This window comes from Mesorhizobium sp. M6A.T.Cr.TU.014.01.1.1 (assembly GCF_004022765.1).
GTDB classification, from domain to species: domain Bacteria; phylum Pseudomonadota; class Alphaproteobacteria; order Rhizobiales; family Rhizobiaceae; genus Mesorhizobium; species Mesorhizobium mediterraneum.
This window is the reverse complement of sequence record NZ_RZPG01000006.1, coordinates 141,407-159,599: the sequence shown is the minus strand read 5'-3', so window position 1 is coordinate 159,599 and position 18,193 is coordinate 141,407. Positions and strand designations below refer to the sequence as shown.

At 61.9% G+C, this 18,193-nt stretch carries 17 protein-coding genes; 8 read left to right on the top strand and 9 right to left on the bottom strand.

The genetic code is table 11. From position 1 onward, the window contains the following. Position 1: 1 nt before the first annotated feature. Both EN885_RS09070 and EN885_RS09065 read right to left on the bottom strand, forming a co-directional pair. Positions 2-1,894, bottom strand: coding sequence for a sugar phosphate isomerase/epimerase and 4-hydroxyphenylpyruvate domain-containing protein (locus tag EN885_RS09070; RefSeq protein ID WP_128241268.1), 1,893 nt, complete (start codon positions 1,892-1,894; stop codon positions 2-4). Between the two features lie 84 nt (positions 1,895-1,978). Further along, positions 1,979-2,665, bottom strand: a complete 687-nt coding sequence (locus EN885_RS09065) for a TetR/AcrR family transcriptional regulator (RefSeq protein ID WP_128241267.1) — start codon at positions 2,663-2,665, stop codon at positions 1,979-1,981. Positions 2,666-2,842: 177 nt separating this feature from the next. Between EN885_RS09065 and EN885_RS09060 the strand changes: the two genes are divergently transcribed. The 8 genes from EN885_RS09060 (at position 2,843) to EN885_RS09025 (ending at position 9,909) form a co-directional block, all read left to right on the top strand. After that, a complete protein-coding gene (locus EN885_RS09060; protein ID WP_128241266.1) occupies positions 2,843-3,751 on the top strand; it encodes a shikimate dehydrogenase in 909 nt (302 codons plus the stop codon). A gap of 48 nt (positions 3,752-3,799) precedes the next feature. Further along, positions 3,800-4,786: a TRAP transporter substrate-binding protein DctP gene (gene dctP / locus EN885_RS09055; RefSeq protein WP_128241265.1), complete on the top strand. Its 987-nt coding sequence runs from the start codon at positions 3,800-3,802 to the stop codon at positions 4,784-4,786. A gap of 79 nt (positions 4,787-4,865) precedes the next feature. Continuing rightward, positions 4,866-5,384: a TRAP transporter small permease subunit gene (locus EN885_RS09050; protein ID WP_128241264.1), complete on the top strand. Its 519-nt coding sequence runs from the start codon at positions 4,866-4,868 to the stop codon at positions 5,382-5,384. After that, positions 5,381-6,682 (top strand): TRAP transporter large permease, encoded by a 1,302-nt coding sequence (locus tag EN885_RS09045; RefSeq protein WP_128241263.1) that lies wholly within the window; start codon positions 5,381-5,383, stop codon positions 6,680-6,682. The genes EN885_RS09050 and EN885_RS09045 overlap by 4 nt, the downstream gene beginning before the upstream one ends. Positions 6,683-6,686: 4 nt before the next feature. Next, positions 6,687-7,121 (top strand): type II 3-dehydroquinate dehydratase, encoded by a 435-nt coding sequence (locus EN885_RS09040; RefSeq protein ID WP_095483684.1) that lies wholly within the window; start codon positions 6,687-6,689, stop codon positions 7,119-7,121. 173 nt (positions 7,122-7,294) lie between these two features. Further along, the gene (locus tag EN885_RS09035; RefSeq protein ID WP_158302519.1) at positions 7,295-8,050 is read left to right on the top strand and encodes a cyclase family protein; all 756 of its coding nucleotides are present in this window, start codon (positions 7,295-7,297) and stop codon (positions 8,048-8,050) included. Between the two features lie 72 nt (positions 8,051-8,122). Next, complete coding sequence (locus EN885_RS09030; RefSeq protein ID WP_128241262.1) at positions 8,123-8,470, top strand: hypothetical protein; 348 nt, start codon at positions 8,123-8,125, stop codon at positions 8,468-8,470. Between the two features lie 92 nt (positions 8,471-8,562). Continuing rightward, complete coding sequence (locus EN885_RS09025) at positions 8,563-9,909, top strand: FAD-binding oxidoreductase (RefSeq protein ID WP_128241261.1); 1,347 nt, start codon at positions 8,563-8,565, stop codon at positions 9,907-9,909. Positions 9,910-9,980: 71 nt separating this feature from the next. Here the strand turns inward: EN885_RS09025 and EN885_RS09020 are convergent, their stop codons facing one another. From EN885_RS09020 to EN885_RS08990, 7 genes are all read right to left on the bottom strand, one after another. Continuing rightward, the gene (locus EN885_RS09020) at positions 9,981-11,492 is read right to left on the bottom strand and encodes an amidohydrolase (RefSeq protein ID WP_128241260.1); all 1,512 of its coding nucleotides are present in this window, start codon (positions 11,490-11,492) and stop codon (positions 9,981-9,983) included. 68 nt (positions 11,493-11,560) lie between these two features. Next, complete coding sequence (locus EN885_RS09015; protein WP_126103543.1) at positions 11,561-12,454, bottom strand: ABC transporter permease; 894 nt, start codon at positions 12,452-12,454, stop codon at positions 11,561-11,563. After that, positions 12,439-13,485 carry an ABC transporter permease gene (locus EN885_RS09010; protein WP_128241259.1) on the bottom strand — a complete coding sequence of 349 codons (1,047 nt, stop codon included), beginning with the start codon at positions 13,483-13,485 and terminating at the stop codon, positions 12,439-12,441. The genes EN885_RS09015 and EN885_RS09010 overlap by 16 nt, the downstream gene beginning before the upstream one ends. Next, positions 13,482-15,044 (bottom strand): ATP-binding cassette domain-containing protein, encoded by a 1,563-nt coding sequence (locus EN885_RS09005; protein WP_128241258.1) that lies wholly within the window; start codon positions 15,042-15,044, stop codon positions 13,482-13,484. The genes EN885_RS09010 and EN885_RS09005 overlap by 4 nt, the downstream gene beginning before the upstream one ends. A 23-nt stretch (positions 15,045-15,067) precedes the next feature. Beyond that, positions 15,068-16,138 (bottom strand): BMP family ABC transporter substrate-binding protein, encoded by a 1,071-nt coding sequence (locus tag EN885_RS09000; protein ID WP_095483692.1) that lies wholly within the window; start codon positions 16,136-16,138, stop codon positions 15,068-15,070. 106 nt (positions 16,139-16,244) lie between these two features. Next, positions 16,245-16,565, bottom strand: a complete 321-nt coding sequence (locus EN885_RS08995) for an NIPSNAP family protein (RefSeq protein WP_128241257.1) — start codon at positions 16,563-16,565, stop codon at positions 16,245-16,247. Beyond that, a complete protein-coding gene (locus tag EN885_RS08990; RefSeq protein WP_128241256.1) occupies positions 16,562-18,193 on the bottom strand; it encodes a choline dehydrogenase in 1,632 nt (543 codons plus the stop codon). The genes EN885_RS08995 and EN885_RS08990 overlap by 4 nt, the downstream gene beginning before the upstream one ends.

Sequence of the window (18,193 nt, the reverse complement as noted above, 5' to 3'; positions counted from 1 at the left end):
GTCATATCTTTGGCATTCCTTTGGGCCGCATCAGCCGCTTTTGCGCGGCGATGCGGAATGGTGCGTTCGGCGCACCATATCCTGCATACGCGCCGCGCCGTTCAACAAACTCGATAATGAACCCCTCTCCGAATGTCGGCGCATAGAGCTGAAAAAATTCGCCGTTGTCGTCGCGGTCATAAAGAATATTGGCTGAGCGCAACCGATCGGCGACCTCCGGATCCAAACCGAAGCGCGCCTCTACGTCGTCGTAGTAGTTCATCGATATCTGAAGCGGTTCGAAGCCGTTGGCCTGCAGCTTCGCCGCCGTCGCAAAGATGTCATCGGTCGCGAGTGCGAAATGCTGGACGCCGGAACCAAAGGTTTCGGCGATGAAATGGCCAGCCAGGGTGCGGTGACTCTCGGCGCCGTTCAGCGTGAGGCGGAAGCGCTTGTCCAGACCTTCGATCACCTGGCTGCGCACGAGGCCGGCCGGATCGACGATGTCGACCATAGGGGTCTTGGTCGTCCTGAAGATCGAGACATAGAACAGCAGCCAGCTCGACATCTCCTCCTGTGCCATGGTCTGCCCGACATGATCGATGCGGGTGAGGCCGACGCCATTGCCGGAACTTGTCGGCATGACCGGCGTGAACTCTATGTCCCAGACCTTCGCCAGGTCGGTCTTGGCGTCGAGGAAGTAGATCAGTCCGCCACCGACGCCGCGGATCGCCGGGATCGACAGCTCGCCAGGGCCGACCCGCTGCTGAAAGATCTCCGCGCCCAGCGCCTCGGCGCGCGCAACCGTGGCGGCGGCGTCCTCGACCTTCAGGCCCATCGCATATGCCGATGTGCCATGGACAACAAAGGAAGAATGGGCGAAGCCCTGCCGCTCCGTATTGATGACAATATTGATCTCGCCCTGGCGGTAGAGCGTGACGTCCTTCGAGACGTGTCGACCGGCCTCGACAAAGCCGAGCATGCGCAACAGCGATCCAAGCTGTCCGGCGTCCTGGCGATCGGCCGCGAACTCGATGAACTCGACCCCTCCAACCCCGATGCGGTCGGGCATGGGCGGGATAGCCATGTCAAGTGCCGGTTCTTCACGCCGCACCTGGTCCATCAACCATATGAGCGAACGCCGTCCGTCGACGGAGATCGCCTTTGCCGACCCGCCACGGAACTGGTCGTTGAAAATCTCGAGCGACAGATAGCCGTCATAACCGGTTGCCGCGACCGCCTGCATGAACTGTCGCACCGGCAGATCGCCTTCGCCTGGCATGTTGCGGAAGTGCCGGCTCCAATAGAGCAAGTCCATTTCGATCAACGGCGCGTCGGCGAGTTGGACAATGAAGATCTTGTCGGCGGGTATCGAACGGATGGAGCCGAGCTCAATCCTGCGGGCTAGCGTGTGGAAAGAATCGAGAACCAGCCCGATGTTCGGATGCGCAGTCCTGCGCACGATTTCCCACGCATCGCGATGATCGTTGACGTGACGCCCCCAGGCCAATGCCTCGTAGCCGACGCGCAGGCCGCGCTTGGCGGCGCGCTCGCCAAGCTCGTGAAAGTCCATGGCCGCCCGGTCGATCCCGCCAAGCGAGACCGGCGACACCGACGAGCATACCAGCATCAGGTCGGTGCCGAGTTCCTGCATGACGTCGAACTTGCGCTCGGCACGGTCGAAAGCGCGGCTACGCTGGGGCTCCGGCAAACCCTCGAAGTCCCTGAACGGCTGGAAGAGCGTTATGGTCAAACCTGCGTCATCAGCCATTCGGCCGACGTCCCGCGGTGAGCCATCAAAGGCGAGGAAATCGTTCTCGAAGATTTCAACACCGTCGAAGCCCGCGGCGGAAATTGCCGCGAATTTCTCCGCCAGGTCACCGGCGATCGACACCGTCGCGATCGAAGTCTTCAAACGCGCCTCCTCCCTGGTTGTTATGAACGAACCAGTTCGTACATAATTAAGGCAACGCTGGCAGCACCGCAAGTTTTGGCGCGCTCAGCGTTCTGCGGGAGCTTCGTCCTTCGCGACAAAGCGCAACAGCATCTCCACGCTGTTGCGCTTGAGCCGCTCGAGTTGTGCCGGCGCGCCAAAGTCGCGTCCGAAGATCATCGAAAAGGTGGCGCGGTTGGAAACGTTGAAGAAGCACAGCGCGCTTACCTGCCAATGGAGTTCGACCGCGTCGAGCCCCGGCCGGAAGACCCCCTCTTCGACACCGCGTGAATAGATGCGAGAGATATGGTCGATCGCAGCCACGTTCAGTTCGCGGATCGCATCCGATTGTTCGAGGTATTGGCCGTGATGGATGTTCTCGATCATCACCATGCGGATGAATTCCTCGTGTCGGTGATGGTGGTCGAACGTGAACTCCACTAGGCGCGTCAGTGCCGCCACGGGGGGCAAACCTTCGATATCGAGTTGGGCCTCGCCCTCGCGCACCTGGCGATACGCGTTCTCGAGCGCGCGCAGGTAGAGGCCCTCTTTGTCGCCGAAGTAGTAGTAGATCATGCGCTTGCTGAAGCGTGTGCGCGCCGCAATCTCGTCTATGCGCGCGCCCGACAAGCCGTTCAGGGCAAACTCCTTGGAGGCGATCTCCAGGATGTTGCGGCGCGTGCCCTCAGGGTCCTGGATACGCGTCGTGCTCGCGTCCGGCTTCGGCTTTCGTTCCTTCTTGATAACGGCCATGCAGTTTGAGTTCCCGCCCCGGCGCCAGCCGGCAATTGACTAAACTAACCAGTTAGTACATCATTCGCAAATCGCGACGGACTTATTTACCGGCGCGTTTGACGTGAACACAAGGGCGATCCAAGAATTGCCGCATTTGGGCCAGGAGGCGGCCCGCACAGGGAGGAATCTCGGGAGATGGGCGACAGCCTTGTCGACCTCCTTTGCCGTCTTGCGGACGAGCACAAGAGCGCTGCTAGCGGCGACAGCGAAAAGGTCGTGATTGGCCTTGTCGGACGCGGCATTCAGTCCTCGCGCACTCCCGGCATGCATGAGCGTGAAGCCCGGCGCCTTGGCATCGGCTATTCGTACCTTTTGCTCGATTTCGATAGGCTCGGATTTCCGGACGCGGCGATCGGCGACTTGATCGCGGCGGCGCAAATTGCGGGCTTTCAGGGCCTCAACGTCACTCATCCGTTTAAACAGGCTGTTATTCCCGTCCTCGATGCGCTGTCACCCGAAGCGCGCGCGATAGGCGCGGTGAATACGATCGTGTTCGCTGGCGGACGCAAGGAAGGCCACAACACCGACGGCTGGGGTTTCGCGGAGAGTTTTCGCGAAGCGATGACAGGCGCATCGATGGGCAGTGTCGCCATGTTCGGCGCCGGCGGAGCGGGCGCCGCAGTCGCAAATGCGCTGATGGAGATGGGCGTTGGCCGGCTGTTCGTCGTCGACAGCCAACCCGATCGCGCCTCGGATCTTGCGTTGCGCATGGGCGCCTTGTTCGGCGGCCGCGTCGAGGCGTGGCCGGACCCGGCCGCAGCGGTGCGCATGGCAAACGGCATCGTCAACACGACCCCGGTGGGCATGGCGAAATACCCCGGAACACCGTTCGACACGGCTCTTCTGACGGCCGAAAAATGGGTCGCCGACATAGTCTATTTTCCGATGGAAACGGAGTTGTTGATCGCGGCCCGTAAGATCGGCTGCAGAACGCTGCCGGGCATCGGCATGGCGATCTATCAGGCCGTCCGCGCGTTCGAGCTCTTCACCGGGCGCAAGGCCGACCGCCGCGCCATGGCAGATCACTTCGAGGCCGCCGCATGAAGGCAATGACGCCTATAACCGCATGAAGACCACTGGGAGGAAATCGACATGAGCGCTAAAATGAACCGACGCATGTTTATGGTCGCTGCCGGCGCATTTGCCGCCGGAACCGCTGTCCCCGCCTTCGCGCAGGACAAACCAAAGCTGCGTTTCTCGGCCGTGTTCTCGGAACAGGACATCCGGGCCGAGATGATGAAAATGTTCGCCGACGACATCAAGAACGACTTTGCCTTCGAGGGCTACTACGGCGGCAACCTGTTCAAGCAGGGCACCGAGCTTGTCGCCATCCAGCGCGGCAACCTCGAAATGGGCAACATCGCCCCGCAGGACATCTCCAAGCAGATTCCGGCCTGGTCTATCGTCACCGCCGGCTACCTGTTCCGCGACGCCGCGCATCTCAAGGCCTTCTTTGCCAGCGACGCCGGCGCGGAGCTGAAGAAGATGACCGAGGACCAACTCGGCGTGAGGGTGCTCGGCCCCACCTATTTCGGCCTGCGTCAGGTCGGCCTGAAGCCCGATAAGGAAATCAAGACTCCCGCCGACTTGGCCGGCGTCAAGCTGCGCATGCCGGGTGGCGACGCCTGGCAATTCCTCGGCCAGGCGCTCGGCGCGAATCCTACGCCGATGGCCTACGCAGAGGTCTATACTGGCCTGCAGACAGGAGCGATCGATGGGCAGGACAACCCTCTGCCCAACGTCGAGAACATGAAGTTCTACGAGGTCATGTCGCAGATCGTGCTCACCTCGCACCTTGTCGGTTTCGACCTTCTCAGCATCTCGAAAAAATTGTGGGACGAGATGGGGGCCGAGAAGCAGGCAAAGATCCAGGCCGCGGCGGACAAGGCGATCGACTTCTCGACAGAAAAACACCTGACGCGCGAGAAGGAACTCGTTGAAACATTCAAGGGCAAAGGCCTGAAGATCTACGAGCCCGACGTCGCTGCATTCCGCAAGCACGTGCAGGAGCAATATCTTGCCTCTGACCTCGCCAAGGAATGGCCGGCCGGGATGATCGACAAGATCAACGCGCTTTGACGCGACAAAACTCGCCAGCCGGTCCGCTTGTGACCGGCTGGCCCAAACTCGTTTAGCCAGACGACGCCAGGGAGGCATGATGAACCCGGGATTGAAAAAGGTCGGCGGCTGGCTATACCGGCGCGCCGAGAACGCCATCGCCATCGCAATCGGCGCCATGTTCGCCGCGTTTCTTCTGCAGGTTGCTTTTCGTTACCTTCTCAACTGGCCGACCGGCTGGAGCAACGAGCTCACCGTCGTGCTCTGGATTTGGGTTGTGCTGTTCGGCGCAGCGTTCGTCGTTCGTGAGGAAGAGGAAATCCGTTTTGATCTCCTCTATGCCGCAGTCGGTCCGAACATAAGGCGAGCGATGACGCTCGCCTTCGCGATCGCTCTCGTCGCGCTCTATGGCTGGTCCTTTCCGGCCGTCTTCGACTATGTGACCTTCATGAAGGTCGAGAGCACCGCCTACCTCAAGATACGCTTCGACTGGCTGTTCTCGATCTACCTCGTCTTCGTGGTCGCCGTGATTGCCCGCTACCTATGGCTCGCGTGGCGTGCTCTCCGGGGCGAAGCGCCGGCGGAATTTGACCCGACGAAAGCGAGTTCCGGCGTATGAGCCTCGCGAGTCCCTTTTCGCTGTCGGTCGTTGCGATCACAGCGCTGGCCCTGCTTGGCCTGCCGATCGGTCACTCGATGATCGCCGGGTCGATCCTCTATCTCTGGCTAGCAGGGCTCGACATGGGCACGTCCGCCGAGCAGCTCCTCAACGGGCTCTACACGAGCTACATTCTGCTTGCCGTGCCGATGTTCATTCTCGCCGCGGAGTTGATGAACGCCGGAACAATGACCGACCGGCTGCTGCAATTCTGCAACGCTGTCGTCGGCCGTTTCCGCGGCGGCCTGGCGCAAGTCAACGTGCTGCAGTCGATCATCTTCGCCGGCATGTCCGGCTCGGCCATTGCCGACGCCGCGGGCACCGGCAAGATGATGCAGCAGCTCATGACCAAGGATGGCAAGTATCCGGCGAGCTATGCCGCAGCGCTGACAGCCGTCACCTCCGTCATCGGCCCCATCATTCCTCCGTCAATTCCGCTGGTCATCTATGCGCTGATCTCGGATGCATCCATCGGCTACCTCTTCATTGCGGGTATCGTGCCGGGCCTTCTTCTCGCCCTGTCGCAGATGATCATCGTCGCCATCGATGCGCGCCGGAAGAACTTTCCGGTCGAGAAGCCGGTGCCGCTCAGGGAATTTCCGGGGATCACCTTGCGAGCGTTTCCGGCGCTGATGCTGCCGGTCGTTCTGCTGGTCGGCATAAGGGGTGGCGTGATGACCCCTACCGAGGCCGCGGCGGTCGCCGCCGGCTACGCGCTGCTCATCTCGGTCGCGATCTATCGCAGCGTGACGCTGGGCCAGATCTACCATGCGCTTCTCAACAGCGCCCGCACCACGGCCTCCATCGGCATGCTCATCGCCGGCGCCCTGGTGTTCAACTACGTTGTCACGGTTGAGAACATTCCGCAGTCCCTGTCGGTGATCCTGCAGTCCTGGGATCTTTCGCCGATGGGTTTCCTGATCCTCGTCAACATCCTGCTGCTGCTCCTGGGCTGCGTGCTGGAGGGCACGACTATACTGCTGGTGATCGTGCCGGTGCTGATTCCGACGGCGAAGGCGCTCGGCGTCGACACGGTGCATTTCGGCGTGATGGTCGTCGTCAACATCATGCTCGGGCTTGTCACTCCACCATACGGGTTGCTGCTGTTCATCATGACCCGCATCGCAGAGGTGCCGCTGCGCGACCTGGTGCACGACGTAATGCCGTTTCTCTACGCCATGATTGCCGCCCTGATGCTGATCACCTTCTTCCCATCGCTGGTGCTGTGGCTGCCGCGCCTGCTGGGCTATCAAGGATAGGACCATGACCAAGCCAATCTTCGTTCTCAACGGCCCAAACCTCAATCGCTTGGGCAGCCGCGAGCCGGAAATCTACGGGACGACGACGCTTGCCGAGATCGAGACGATGTGCCGGAAGGCCGCAGACGGGCTTCCAGTCCGCTTTCACCAGTCGAATTTCGAGGGCGAGATCGTCGGCTGGATCCACGAGGCGATCGACGACGGCGCCGGCATCATCATCAACCCGGCCGGCTTCTCGTTCACCTCGATTGCCATCCTCGACGCGCTCAAGATGTTTCCTGGACCGATCGTTGAGCTCCACATTTCCAACATCCACCGACGCGAGGAAATCTATCACAAATCGCTCGTCTCGACGGTGGCGACGGCGGTCATCGCCGGTTTGGGGCCGCGAGGATACGCCACCGCGGTCAATTCGCTGAAGCAACTGATGGAAGGTTAGGTAAGGCCACAGGCAAGGCGTGAAATCCGCAGCGGGAATATACTAACTGGATAGTACGACAAGCGTCTCGTCAAGATCGCCAATGGGAAGTAAAAAACATGTGCCCTCCGGGATGCCTGCATTCAATCTGTGAGAAAGCCACACGTAGAGGTCTTCTCAAAACCGGCTTCACTTTGGGCCTCGGCGCCGCCGCCGCGGCGTTTCCTGGCACGCCACAAGCCCAGGCCGCTCCAACGAGCTTCAGCGAGACGGTCGACCTTTCGCACGCGCTCTATGAAGGGTTTCCGACCTTTAGCGGCGAGAAATGGTTCACCGTCGAGCATTTGGTCACCTTCGCAAAGGACAAGGTGAACCTGAACCGCTGGACGATCGTCGAACACAGTGGCACCCATATGGACGCGCCCATCCATTTTTCTGCCGATGGCTTGACGGCCGATCTGATTCCCATCTCCGACCTGATCGTGCCTGTCGCAGTCATCAATATTGCTTCGCGGGCGGCCGAGAATGCGGACACATCTCTCACCCCCGACGATATCAAAGCGTGGGAGGCAAAAAACGGGCCTCTTCCGGAGGGATGCTGTGTGGTGATGAATTCCGGATGGCACAAGCTTCTGGACGATCCAAAGTTCACCGGCAATGACGGCGAGAAGAGAAATCATACCCCCGGCTTTCACGTCGAGACTGCGCAATTCCTGATAGGCGAGCGAAATGTTAAGGGCATTGGAGTCGACACCCTCTCCCTCGACACGGGGCTTAATTCGGGCGGGGCATTTCCCGTCCACTACGAATGGCTTGGAAGCGGTCGCTGGGGCGTCGAGTGCCTTGCAAATCTAGACGCGATTCCTGAAGTCGGGGCGCGTCTCTTCCTTGGGATTCCGAAGGTGAGAGGCGCGACCGGCGGGCCGACTCGGGTGATCGCGCTTCTCTAGATCCACCCGGTGGCGACTGCGGTAAAAAGACGATCTGCGGGCTTGAGAGCCGTTTGAAAAATCGAGGGCTGGATGGCCCAGATCGCCAAGAAGACCAAGCGCAATCACCACGGACTCCTCTGCGCGCACGAGTATGACGACGTCTTCGCCGCTTCCATCAACGAGCCCGAGGCGACGGCTATCTTCGCCAACGGATTGGAGCGTGCGGGTATTGGGCGGCGCGACCAGAAGTGCCGTCGGTCGGTTCGGAGGATCGGGCAGTTCGGGCTGAGCGGCGCAAAGGCCGCGATGCTCTTTCTCGGGTCCGGCCCCGACTGGCCACGGGTCCGTCCTCCTGAATATGACTTCCGCGACGAACTGATTCCGGTGGGTATCCGGATATTCTCGGAGACGCTGGCGGCCTGTCTGGATAACAGCTGAATGCGATCGTCTGCGATGTCCTGCCGACCGATGCCGCCGGCAGAAGTGTGCGGATAAGGTGTCGATGTGACCAAGAGAAAGACAGGCTGCCATTGACAACCTTCCCGTTCAGCGAAGCCACCCCGGTGCAGTTTCAGGCGCTGTTGCCGAAGACATCCGACGTCGTGATCGTTGGCGGAGGCATCATCGGCGTGATGACGGCACTGTTTCTGGCGCGACGGAACATCTCGGTCACGCTTGTCGAGAAGGGCCGCATCGCGGCCGAGCAGTCATCGCGCAACTGGGGTTGGATCCGGCAGCAAGGCCGCGACGCTGACGAACTGCCGATCATGATCGAAGCGCGCCAACTCTGGCAGCAACTTGCCGAAGAGTGCGACGAGGATATCGGTCTGAGGCAGACCGGGATCACATACCTTGCGCGGACCGACACGGAGATGGCCGCGTTTGCTGCGTTCGTGCGGATCGCCGGCGCACACGGTGTCGACACACGCCTCCTCGACCCGAATGAGGTCGTGGATCTGATCCCCGCCATGTCGCGGCGCTACAAGGGCGGAATGATAACCCCGTCGGACATGCGGGCCGAGCCTTGGGTTGCCGTGCCGGCGATCGCTCGCCTGGCCGCCCGGGAAGGCGTCACGATCATCGAGAATTGCGCGGCGCGGATGCTTGACCGATCCGGCGGTCGGATCAGCGGCGTCTGGACCGAGAAGGGCCGCATCGCTACCTCGAATGTTCTCGTCGCCAGCGGCGCGTGGACATCGCTCTTCCTACGCGCGCATGGCATCTCGATCCCGCAGCTCAGCGTCAGGTCGACCGTCGCCGCGACCGAGCCGATGCCCGAGATCTATGCGGGGGCAGCCACCGACGAACACATCGCCTTCCGGCGGCGGCAGGATGGCGGCTATACGCTCGCGTCGGGCGGTGCCAGCCAGCTCTATGTCGGCCCGGACGCATTCCGGCATGCGATCAAATACGTTCCCGCCTTGAGGGCAAATCCCCTGGGCACGCGATACCTGCCGGCGGCGCCAATGGGATATCCGGATGCCTGGTCGACGCCGCGCAAGTGGGACGCGACCCAGGAAAGTCCGTTCGAGCGGATGCGCATCCTGAACCCCGCTCCCGAACCCTCCGGGCTCCTTTCGATCGAGCGCGGGTTCAGGGAGCTTTTCCCTCAGGTCAAGGACGTGCGGCTGAAGGCGAGCTGGGCGGGCATGATCGATGCGATGCCGGACGTGGTGCCCATCGTCGACCGCGTAGCCGAGATTCCAGGCCTCGTCGTTGCGACCGGGATGAGCGGCCACGGTTTCGGCATCGGGCCCGGCATGGGCCGCGTCGTGTCGGACCTGATCCAGGGTAATGAGGTTGGCCACAACCTCAATCGGTTCCGCATCTCGCGATTCAGCGACGGCAGCCCGATCCGATTGGGGCCAGCCTTGTAGCCCCCATGCCGACCATAATGACGGTGCTTGAGGCATGTCGCCGGCGGAATGATGGTGCCCGCTACGCAGGCTCATGCGCCATGATTTCCGGCATAGCGGTTCATCCCGATGTCCTTCGACGTGGCGCGCCGATGGATTTCCGCCATGGCGGAGTGGAACACCGCGTTCCGTGTCTCCAGTTCGGCGTGCGCGGCGAGGTGCGCCGGGACAAGCTCACGGATCTCGGCCAGTATGGCGGCTTCGTCGATCGTTTGCAGGCGGCCGTCATGGACGACGATCTGCCCCGCTATCATCACCGTTTCGATGGAAGAACCGTTCTCGGCATAGACGAGATGCTTGGCGATATCGTTGAGCGGGGTGAAGCTGAGGGTGGTGAGATCGAGGATCAGCAGATCAGCGGCCTTGCCGACTTCGAGCGAACCGGTGACATTCTCCAGCATGGCACTGCGTGCGCCGCCGATCGTCGCCATGGTCAGGATTTCCTCAGCACGGATCCACTGGTCATAATCCGGGCCGGAAACACTGTGGATCAGCCCGGCCACCCGCATGACGTCGAAGATGCGCGCCGTGTCGTTCGACGACATGCCATCGGTCCCGAGACCAACGGTTATGCCTGCATTCATCAGGCGGCGAATGGGAGCAATGCCGGCGCCGAGCTTCTGGTTGGAAATGGCATTGTGGGCAACGGAGCACCCTGCCTCGCCCATCGTCGCGATGTCCTTTTCGCTCACCCAGACGGAATGGGCGATCGTCGTGTTGCGCGACAGCACGCCGAGATCGCTCATATAGCCGATCAGGCTCTTGCCGTAGACTTCATGGCCGGTCACGGCCTGTGTCTTGGTTTCCAGGATATGCGTGTGTAGCGGCACGCCCATGTCAACGGCGAGTGCATGGCAGGCTTGCAGCAAGTCCGGGGTACAGCGTTGCGGCGCTGACGGTGCGATCATGAAATTGAGCCGGCCGGCCCTGCCATGCAGCGACGCGAAGGCGGAACGGCAGTAGTCCATATAGACGTCGGTCGACATCGGCGGCCCGAAATCGAGCTTCTGCTGCAGGTGGAGCGGCATCACCTCGCGGGCGTAGGGCAGGGCGTCCAGCGCATGCACGTTCATGGCCGCGCTCGACACATTGGCGCGGATGCCCGCGTCCTCATAGGCCCTGAAGACGGCTGACAGCCGTGAGAGGTCGTGCGCAGGCGGATCGAAGAAGTCGTCGCATATCGTCGTGACGCCGCTGCGCAGCGATTCCATCGCGAGGAGAAGGCTGCGCAGGTAGAGAAGTCGCTCGTCGACGACAGGGCCCATCAGCAGGGGGTAGGCGTAGAGAAGCCAGAGCTCTAGCGGCATGCCTTCATATCGGCCGCGAAAGAAGGTTTCGCCCGAATGGGCATGGGCATTGACGAGGCCCGGCATTACCAGCCGGTTTTGGCCGTCGATGAGGGTGGCATCCGGCGCAGCCACGAGGTTCTGTCCGACGGCAGAGATGCGGCCGTCCTCGATAAGAATGTCGCCTTGGAACGGCTTGCTTCCGTTCCGGGCGCACATCGTCAAAAGGGTGGCGTTCTTGATCAGTGTCTGGGGCATGGGCATGTCCTGCTCGTGTCGCGCTGTACGCGCCCGGCTGCCGGTCCGGTGCGATGCCAGCCTGGTGTCTATTGGTCGCGCAGCTCACCGAAGCCGCTGGCGGCCTTGGTGCCGCCGCGCAGCTGCGTGCTGAGCCAGATGCCGAGAACGGTGGCTATGTAAGGCAAGGCGAGCAGCAGATCGTGCGGGACGCGGTCGCCGAAGGCGAGCTGCGCCCTGATGCCGAGCGCACCAACGACGGCGAAGAACACGGCTGCCAGAGTCGCGCCGATTGGATGACCCGCGCCGAATATGACGGCGGCAAATCCCATGAAGCCGCGGCCGGCTGTCATGTTCTGCGCAAAGATCTGAAGGCTCCCCGCAGCAAGCTCAGCGCCGGCGAGCGCGCAAAGCACGCCGCCGGTCATCAGCGCGACGAGGCGCATTGCCGCCGGATTGACACCCACACCGCGCGCGGCAAAGGGATGCTCGCCCGACGCCGCCAGACGCAGGCCGAAACGGGTTCGCCGCAAGACAACCCACATCGCGAAGACGATCACCGGCATCATGACGACGAGGATCGAAAGCGACCCGAACGCCCCGAAGGCGGGTCCTATGCGCGGCAGGCCGAAGGGTGCGCTGACTGCGGCCTGCGTTCCAAAAATCGACTGCACGGCAAGCGCGGTTCCTCCGAGGCCGAGCCCTGTAAGCCCGAGGCCGGCAATGATCTGGTTGGCCTTGAGCTTCTCCACCACGAACCAGAACAGGATTGAGCCGAGGACGCACGCCGTGATCGCACCGAGAAGCGCGATCCAGATCGATTGCGTAAGCACGATGCCGAGGATCGTTGCGCAAGCGCCGGTAATCATCAGGCCTTCGAGGCCGAGATGCCAGATGCCGGCTCGCTGGGCGATGACGCCGGCAAGGGTCACGTAGATCAGCGGAGTGCCCGACCGCAGGATGGCGATTACGAAGTCTTCCATATCCGTCCTCCGAGTTTTGCTATCCGGTCGACGGCGCTGGATTTCGCGGTGATGAACAGAGCAATGGCTGCGTTGATGATGTCGATTGCCGACGACGGCAGGCCGGCCATGATCGGCAGGTAGAGGGCGGCGGACGCTAGCCCGCCGAAGAACAGCGATACGAAAGCCGTGCCGACGACCGAGAAGTTGGCGACGAGTGCGATCAGGATTGCGGTGAAGCCGTGGCCCGGCAGGAAACCGCCGGTCAGCCGTCCGTTGGGCCCCATGAACTCTATCGTGCCGGCAAGACCGGCGAGCGCGCCGCTGAGCAGGAAACTTGCGAGCCCGATGCGCCATGTCTTCGCGCCCTGCCACTCGACCATCGTCGGATTGCGACCGGCAAGGCCGGAGAGCACGCCGAAGGCGGTTCTATTGACCAGAAACCACATTGCCAGGCCGACCAGAACGGCGATGGCGATGATCGTCGGAGACAATCCGAGCGAGTCGCTGATCCGGTAAGCGCTGTCGAGCGGGCGGCTCGACGCCTGCTGCCCGGTGCCCGATGGGTCTTTGAGCGGTCCGGCCGTCACATAAAGCAGCACCAGACCGGCAATGAAATTGCTCATAAGCGTGGTGATCACCTCATCCGCGCCGGATTTCAGCCGCAGGAGTCCGGGCCAGAAAGCCCACAACGCACCACCCGACATGCCGGCGAAGAAGCAGGCGGTCATGAGGATCGGCGCCGGTGCGCCGTCAAGCCATTCGGCCATGAACGCGGCCGCGATGGCTCCCATGTAGAACTGGCCCTGGGCGCCGATGTTGAAGTAGCCCGCCCGGAAGGAGACGGCCACGCCGACAGCCGTGATGAACAGGGGAAGCCCCCAACGAAGTGCCTGTTGCAGGGCGCCGGGTCTGAGGAAAGCGCCATCGGCGATCGACTGGAACATCAGGGGCGCCGAATAGCCGGCGGCCTGAAAGATAACCCCGCAAAGTGCAAGGGCGATCAGGATGAAGATCAGCGCGCGGAAAACGGAGACGAACCGATCGATCATCCGAGCACTCCTGTCATGGCTGCGCCGACGGCTGTGATGTCATAGGGTGGACGGAACTCGGCGACGATGCGCCCGGACAGCATGACAACGACGCGGTCCGAGATATCGAAGATCTCGTCGAGATCCGAAGAGATGAACAGCAGACCGCACCCGCGCGCCCGCGCATCGAGCATCGATTGCCATACGAACGACGTTGCGCCGATATCGAGACCTCGCGTGGGCTGCGCCGCAAGAATAAGACGGGCGTTTTCGTCCATCTCACGCGACAGGATCACCTTTTGGGCGTTCCCGCCCGACAGCGAGCCGGCCCGCTGACCGACATCGGAATAGCGGACATCCCATTGCTTGAGGGCGGTATCGCATTGCTTGCGCAGAGCAGAGGGGCTGATGGCGGACAGGAGCGGTCTCTGAAGGAGACCGCGCGCCGACCAGTTTTCCCAAAGAGAGCTGGTCAGGCTAAGGCCTTCGACATTCCGTTCGAAGGGAATGACGCGCAGTCCGGCCGCCCGTCGTGCAGCGAGTGGTGCGCGGGTCACGTCCATCCTGTCGATGGAGATATCGCCGCTGACGATATCGGCCAGTGCCGAGATCGCGCGCACAAGCGTTCTCTGCCCGTTGCCCTCGACGCCGGCCACGCCGACGATTTCCCCGGGGCGAACCTCGAGGCTGACCTCGTCGAGCGCCGGGCCTTCGGGATCGCGTCGCGTGGAAATGGCGCGCATCTTGAGGACTGGGGCGGCACCGGTGTCCGCAACATGCTGTTCGGCATGGGTGATCACTGCTGCGCCTGTCAAAGCCGCCTTGTCGTCCGAGCTGAGATTGCGGGCGGCGGCTGGCCCGATGATGAGCTCGGCCAGCCGATCCGCATCAATCCCGTCGCAGGATAGTGGCCCGTCGACGAGCTTTCCACCGCGCAGAACCGTCACCGTATCCGCAATCGCCAGAACCTCCCGTATCTTGTGCAGGATGAGGATGACCGTGACGCCGCGCTCCTTGAGACGTCGGACCCGATCGAAAAGCTTCTCAGCGCCTTCGGGAGACAGGACCGCGGTCGGCTCATCCAGGATGAGGAGCTTCGCATCCGAGACGAGGGCTCTGGCGATTTCAACACTCTGCTGGGTTTCCACCGGCAGGTCGCGGATACGCTGCTTGGCCTTCACCTTCACATGGAGCGCATCGAGATGATGCTGCCACCGCTTTTCGAGGGCTGCCTTTGTGAATAGCCCTCCACCTTCCGCACCGAACTGCATGGCTTCGGCAACCGTGAAAGAGGGGGGAAGGGCAAAACTCTGGTGGACGAGTTCGACGCCCGAACGCCGGGCATCCCTCACGTTTCCACCCGCAAGCGGGCGGCCGTCGATTTTGAGCTCGCCCGATGCAGGGCGCACGAGACCGGCCAGGACTCGGGCAAAAGTCGTCTTGCCCGCGCCGTTTTGGCCGACCACGGCGTGGATCATGCCACGTTCGAAGACTGCTCCGACATCGGAGAGCGCGACAATGTGACCGTAGCGCACGGTCACATTGCGGCATTCAAATATGGGGGATCTGTCCTCGGTCACCGCAGCATGAATCCAGTCGAAGGTCAGAGGCTCGTATTGAACGGCACCTTCAGCGACCCATCGAGGATCGCTGCGCGCGCCGCCGCTATTTCTGCCCCTGCCTCCTTGCCTTTGGCGATGATGTCAGCCGGTCCCTGCTGCGTGAAGAGGGGCGACGGAATGAAGTCGATGACGCCTGTTCCAAGGCCGGTATGCTCATGTGTGCCACCGGAAAAATCGCTGCCGAGTGCCTTCGTGACCTCGTTGTAAAGCGAGGTGCCGAAGTCGAGGCCGACGATCGAGATCACGGACTTTGGCCCCTGCGGGAACTGGGCCGGGTCGAGCACGCTCACCAGGCGGCCTTCCGCCTCGTTTGCGGCGGCGATGATGCCGAAGTCGGTTGCCGCGGCGTCGGTCTGGATGAAGTCGATACCGCTCGAGTACATCTGCGTGGCGATTTCCTGGCCCTTGGCCGGGTCCTGGAAAGAGCCCGCGAATGCAATGGCGACGGATACGTCTGGACGTACGGACTGGGCGCCTGCCTTGAACGCATTGTAGTCGGCATTGATCGGCGGAATGGAAACACCACCGATGAAGCCGAGCTTTCCTGCTTTGCTCACACGCGCGGCGAAAATGCCGGAGAGATAGCAGCCCAGATAGTAATCATAGGAAACGGTGACGACATTCGGGATCGCCGGCTCGAAGGGATCTGCAAACAGCTGGATCCACTTGGTATTGGGATAGGAGGGAGCGAGCGCCTTGAAGGGTTCCGCGACCTCGTTGAAGGTCGAGACGATCACTGCCGCACCAGCATCGCCCAGCGTACGGAAAATGGTCTCGTAGGTCGCCGGGTCCTGAGCGTATACCGCGCGATACTGGAAGCCTTGCTCCTCGGAGAGCTGCTTGAGCTTGGCAATCATCGAGTCCACCGGACCGGCATCGCCTGCCGCCTGCGTGTGAACCAGCGCCACGAGGCCGCCCGAAGCGTGCGCGGCAGCTGTCAGCAGGCCGCCCGCCATTGTAAAGGCAGCCAATCCCGCCGAGGCCTTGAGGAGGCTGCGGCGGCCGACCGGCCGGTGCAGCACATTCATTTCATTTGAAGTCTTGTTGGTCATGTTCCCTTTTCCTTGCTCTAGAGGTTCGATATCTGCAACTTCTTATTGGGGTGGCTTCTTTCGCCGCCCGGTCGTCATTGGGGTGCAAGGTTTGCACCCTTCTTCCTCAGGCGCCGGGAGAAAACGGCGCCGGATTCATGATCATCACGTCCTGGCTCTGAATGGCGCCGAGGGACCAGACGCCGGAGATGAACGCCTGCCATTCCGGGTCGGCATACATGGCTGCCCGCCGCCTCTCGCGGTCGGCGAGGCTGTCATAACGCCACATCAGGACCGTCGTGTGCAGGCGGCCGATCTCGCTGACATAGAGCCCGAGGAAGGTGTTGAGATGCCGCTTCTGGATCGGCAGACCTTCGGTCTCGTATCTCTTCAGCCAGCCATCGACTGTTCCCGGTCGAAAGGTGTACGTGCGGTGTTCCACGATCATCTGGATGCCTCGTCGAGAATGAATTCGGCGGCTCGCTCCCCGATCATGATCGACGGCGCGTTCGTGTTGCCGCTGGAAATGATTGGCATGATCGAGGCGTCCGCTACGCGCAGGCCCTCGATGCCGTGAACTTTCAGTCGAGCGTCGACCACGGCCATCGGGTCGTTGCCCATCTTGCAGGTGCCGACCGGATGGAAGGTCGTCATGGCATTGCTACGCAGCCACTTGACCATTTCGGCATCGCTTTCGACGGCCGGACCCGGAGCGAGTTCCTTGCCGCGATATTTCTCGAAAGCCTTCTGCTTGATGATGTCGCGCGTCATGCGGATCGCGTTGATCATCGTGCGAACGTCAAACTCGGTTTGCAGGTAGTTCGCGTTGATGCTCGGCCGGTCCATCGGATCGGCCGAGCGCAGCCTGATCTCGCCGCGGCTCTCGGGATTGACCGGGCCGACGCGCAACGAGAAGCCATGGTTGGCCTCCACCCGCTCTTTCTTGAACGGGTTTGGAAAATGCAGGTTTGCCGTCTTTTCGAGCGCCGGCATGAAGTGAAGCTGGATGTCAGGTGCGGCCAGATCGGTGCGCGACTTGACGAAGGCCCCGGCTTCGTAGGGGAAAGTCGTGGCGATGCCTTCACCGAACAGCATGCCCTGGATCACCGACCAGGTGAGCTTGTCGGCGCGCAGGTCCGAATAGAGCGTGACCGGCTCCCGGCATTCATAGGCCATGACGCAATCGACATGATCCTGAAGGTTCTTGCCGACACCAGGAAGATCCTGGACGACCGGGATGTCATGCTGTGCGAGCTCGTCGGCAGCGCCGATCCCCGAAAGCATGAGGATCTGCGGCGAGTTGACGACGCCGGCCGACAGGATCACCTGGCGGTCTGCATAGGCTTTCGAAATGTTGCCTTTTTGGCTGAACTCGACGCCGACAGCCTGGCCGCTCTCGATGAGGATGCGCCTCGTATGGGCGCGGGTGATGATCGTCAGATTCGGGCGTTTCTTTGCCGGCCGCAGGAACGCATAGGCTGCCGAGCAGCGTTTGCCCTTCGCGATGGTGAAGTCATAACGGCCGAAGCCTTCCTGCTCTTCGCCGTTGAAATCGTCGTTGTGAGGATATCCCGCCTGTCCGCCTGCCTCGTGAAAGACATCGAGCAGGCTGTTCCAGCCGCGCGCCCGGCAGACGGTCAGTTCGCCTTCGGCGTTGTGATAGGCGCCATTGCGCTGCACATGGGTCTCCGAGCGGAGGAAAGCCGGCAACACCTCATCGTAGGACCATCCTGTGGCGCCCATCTGCGCCCAGCGATCGTAGTCGTGCCGGTTTCCGCGAACATAGATCATGCCGTTGATGGTGGATGTGCCGCCGAGCACCTTGCCACGAGGCCAGTAGAGCGACCGTCCGTTCAGATGCGGCTCGGGCTCTGTGTGATAGTGCCAGTTGTAGATGCCCGAATGGAAAAGCTTGCCCATCAGCATGGGCAGCCGGAACAGCGGGTTGAGGTCTCTGCCGCCGGCCTCGAGCAGAAGCACCTTGTTGGCGGGATCGGCGGACAGGCGGTTTGCCAGAACGCAGCCTGCCGAACCGGCGCCGATGATGATGAAATCGAATGTCTTCGTTGCCGCCAT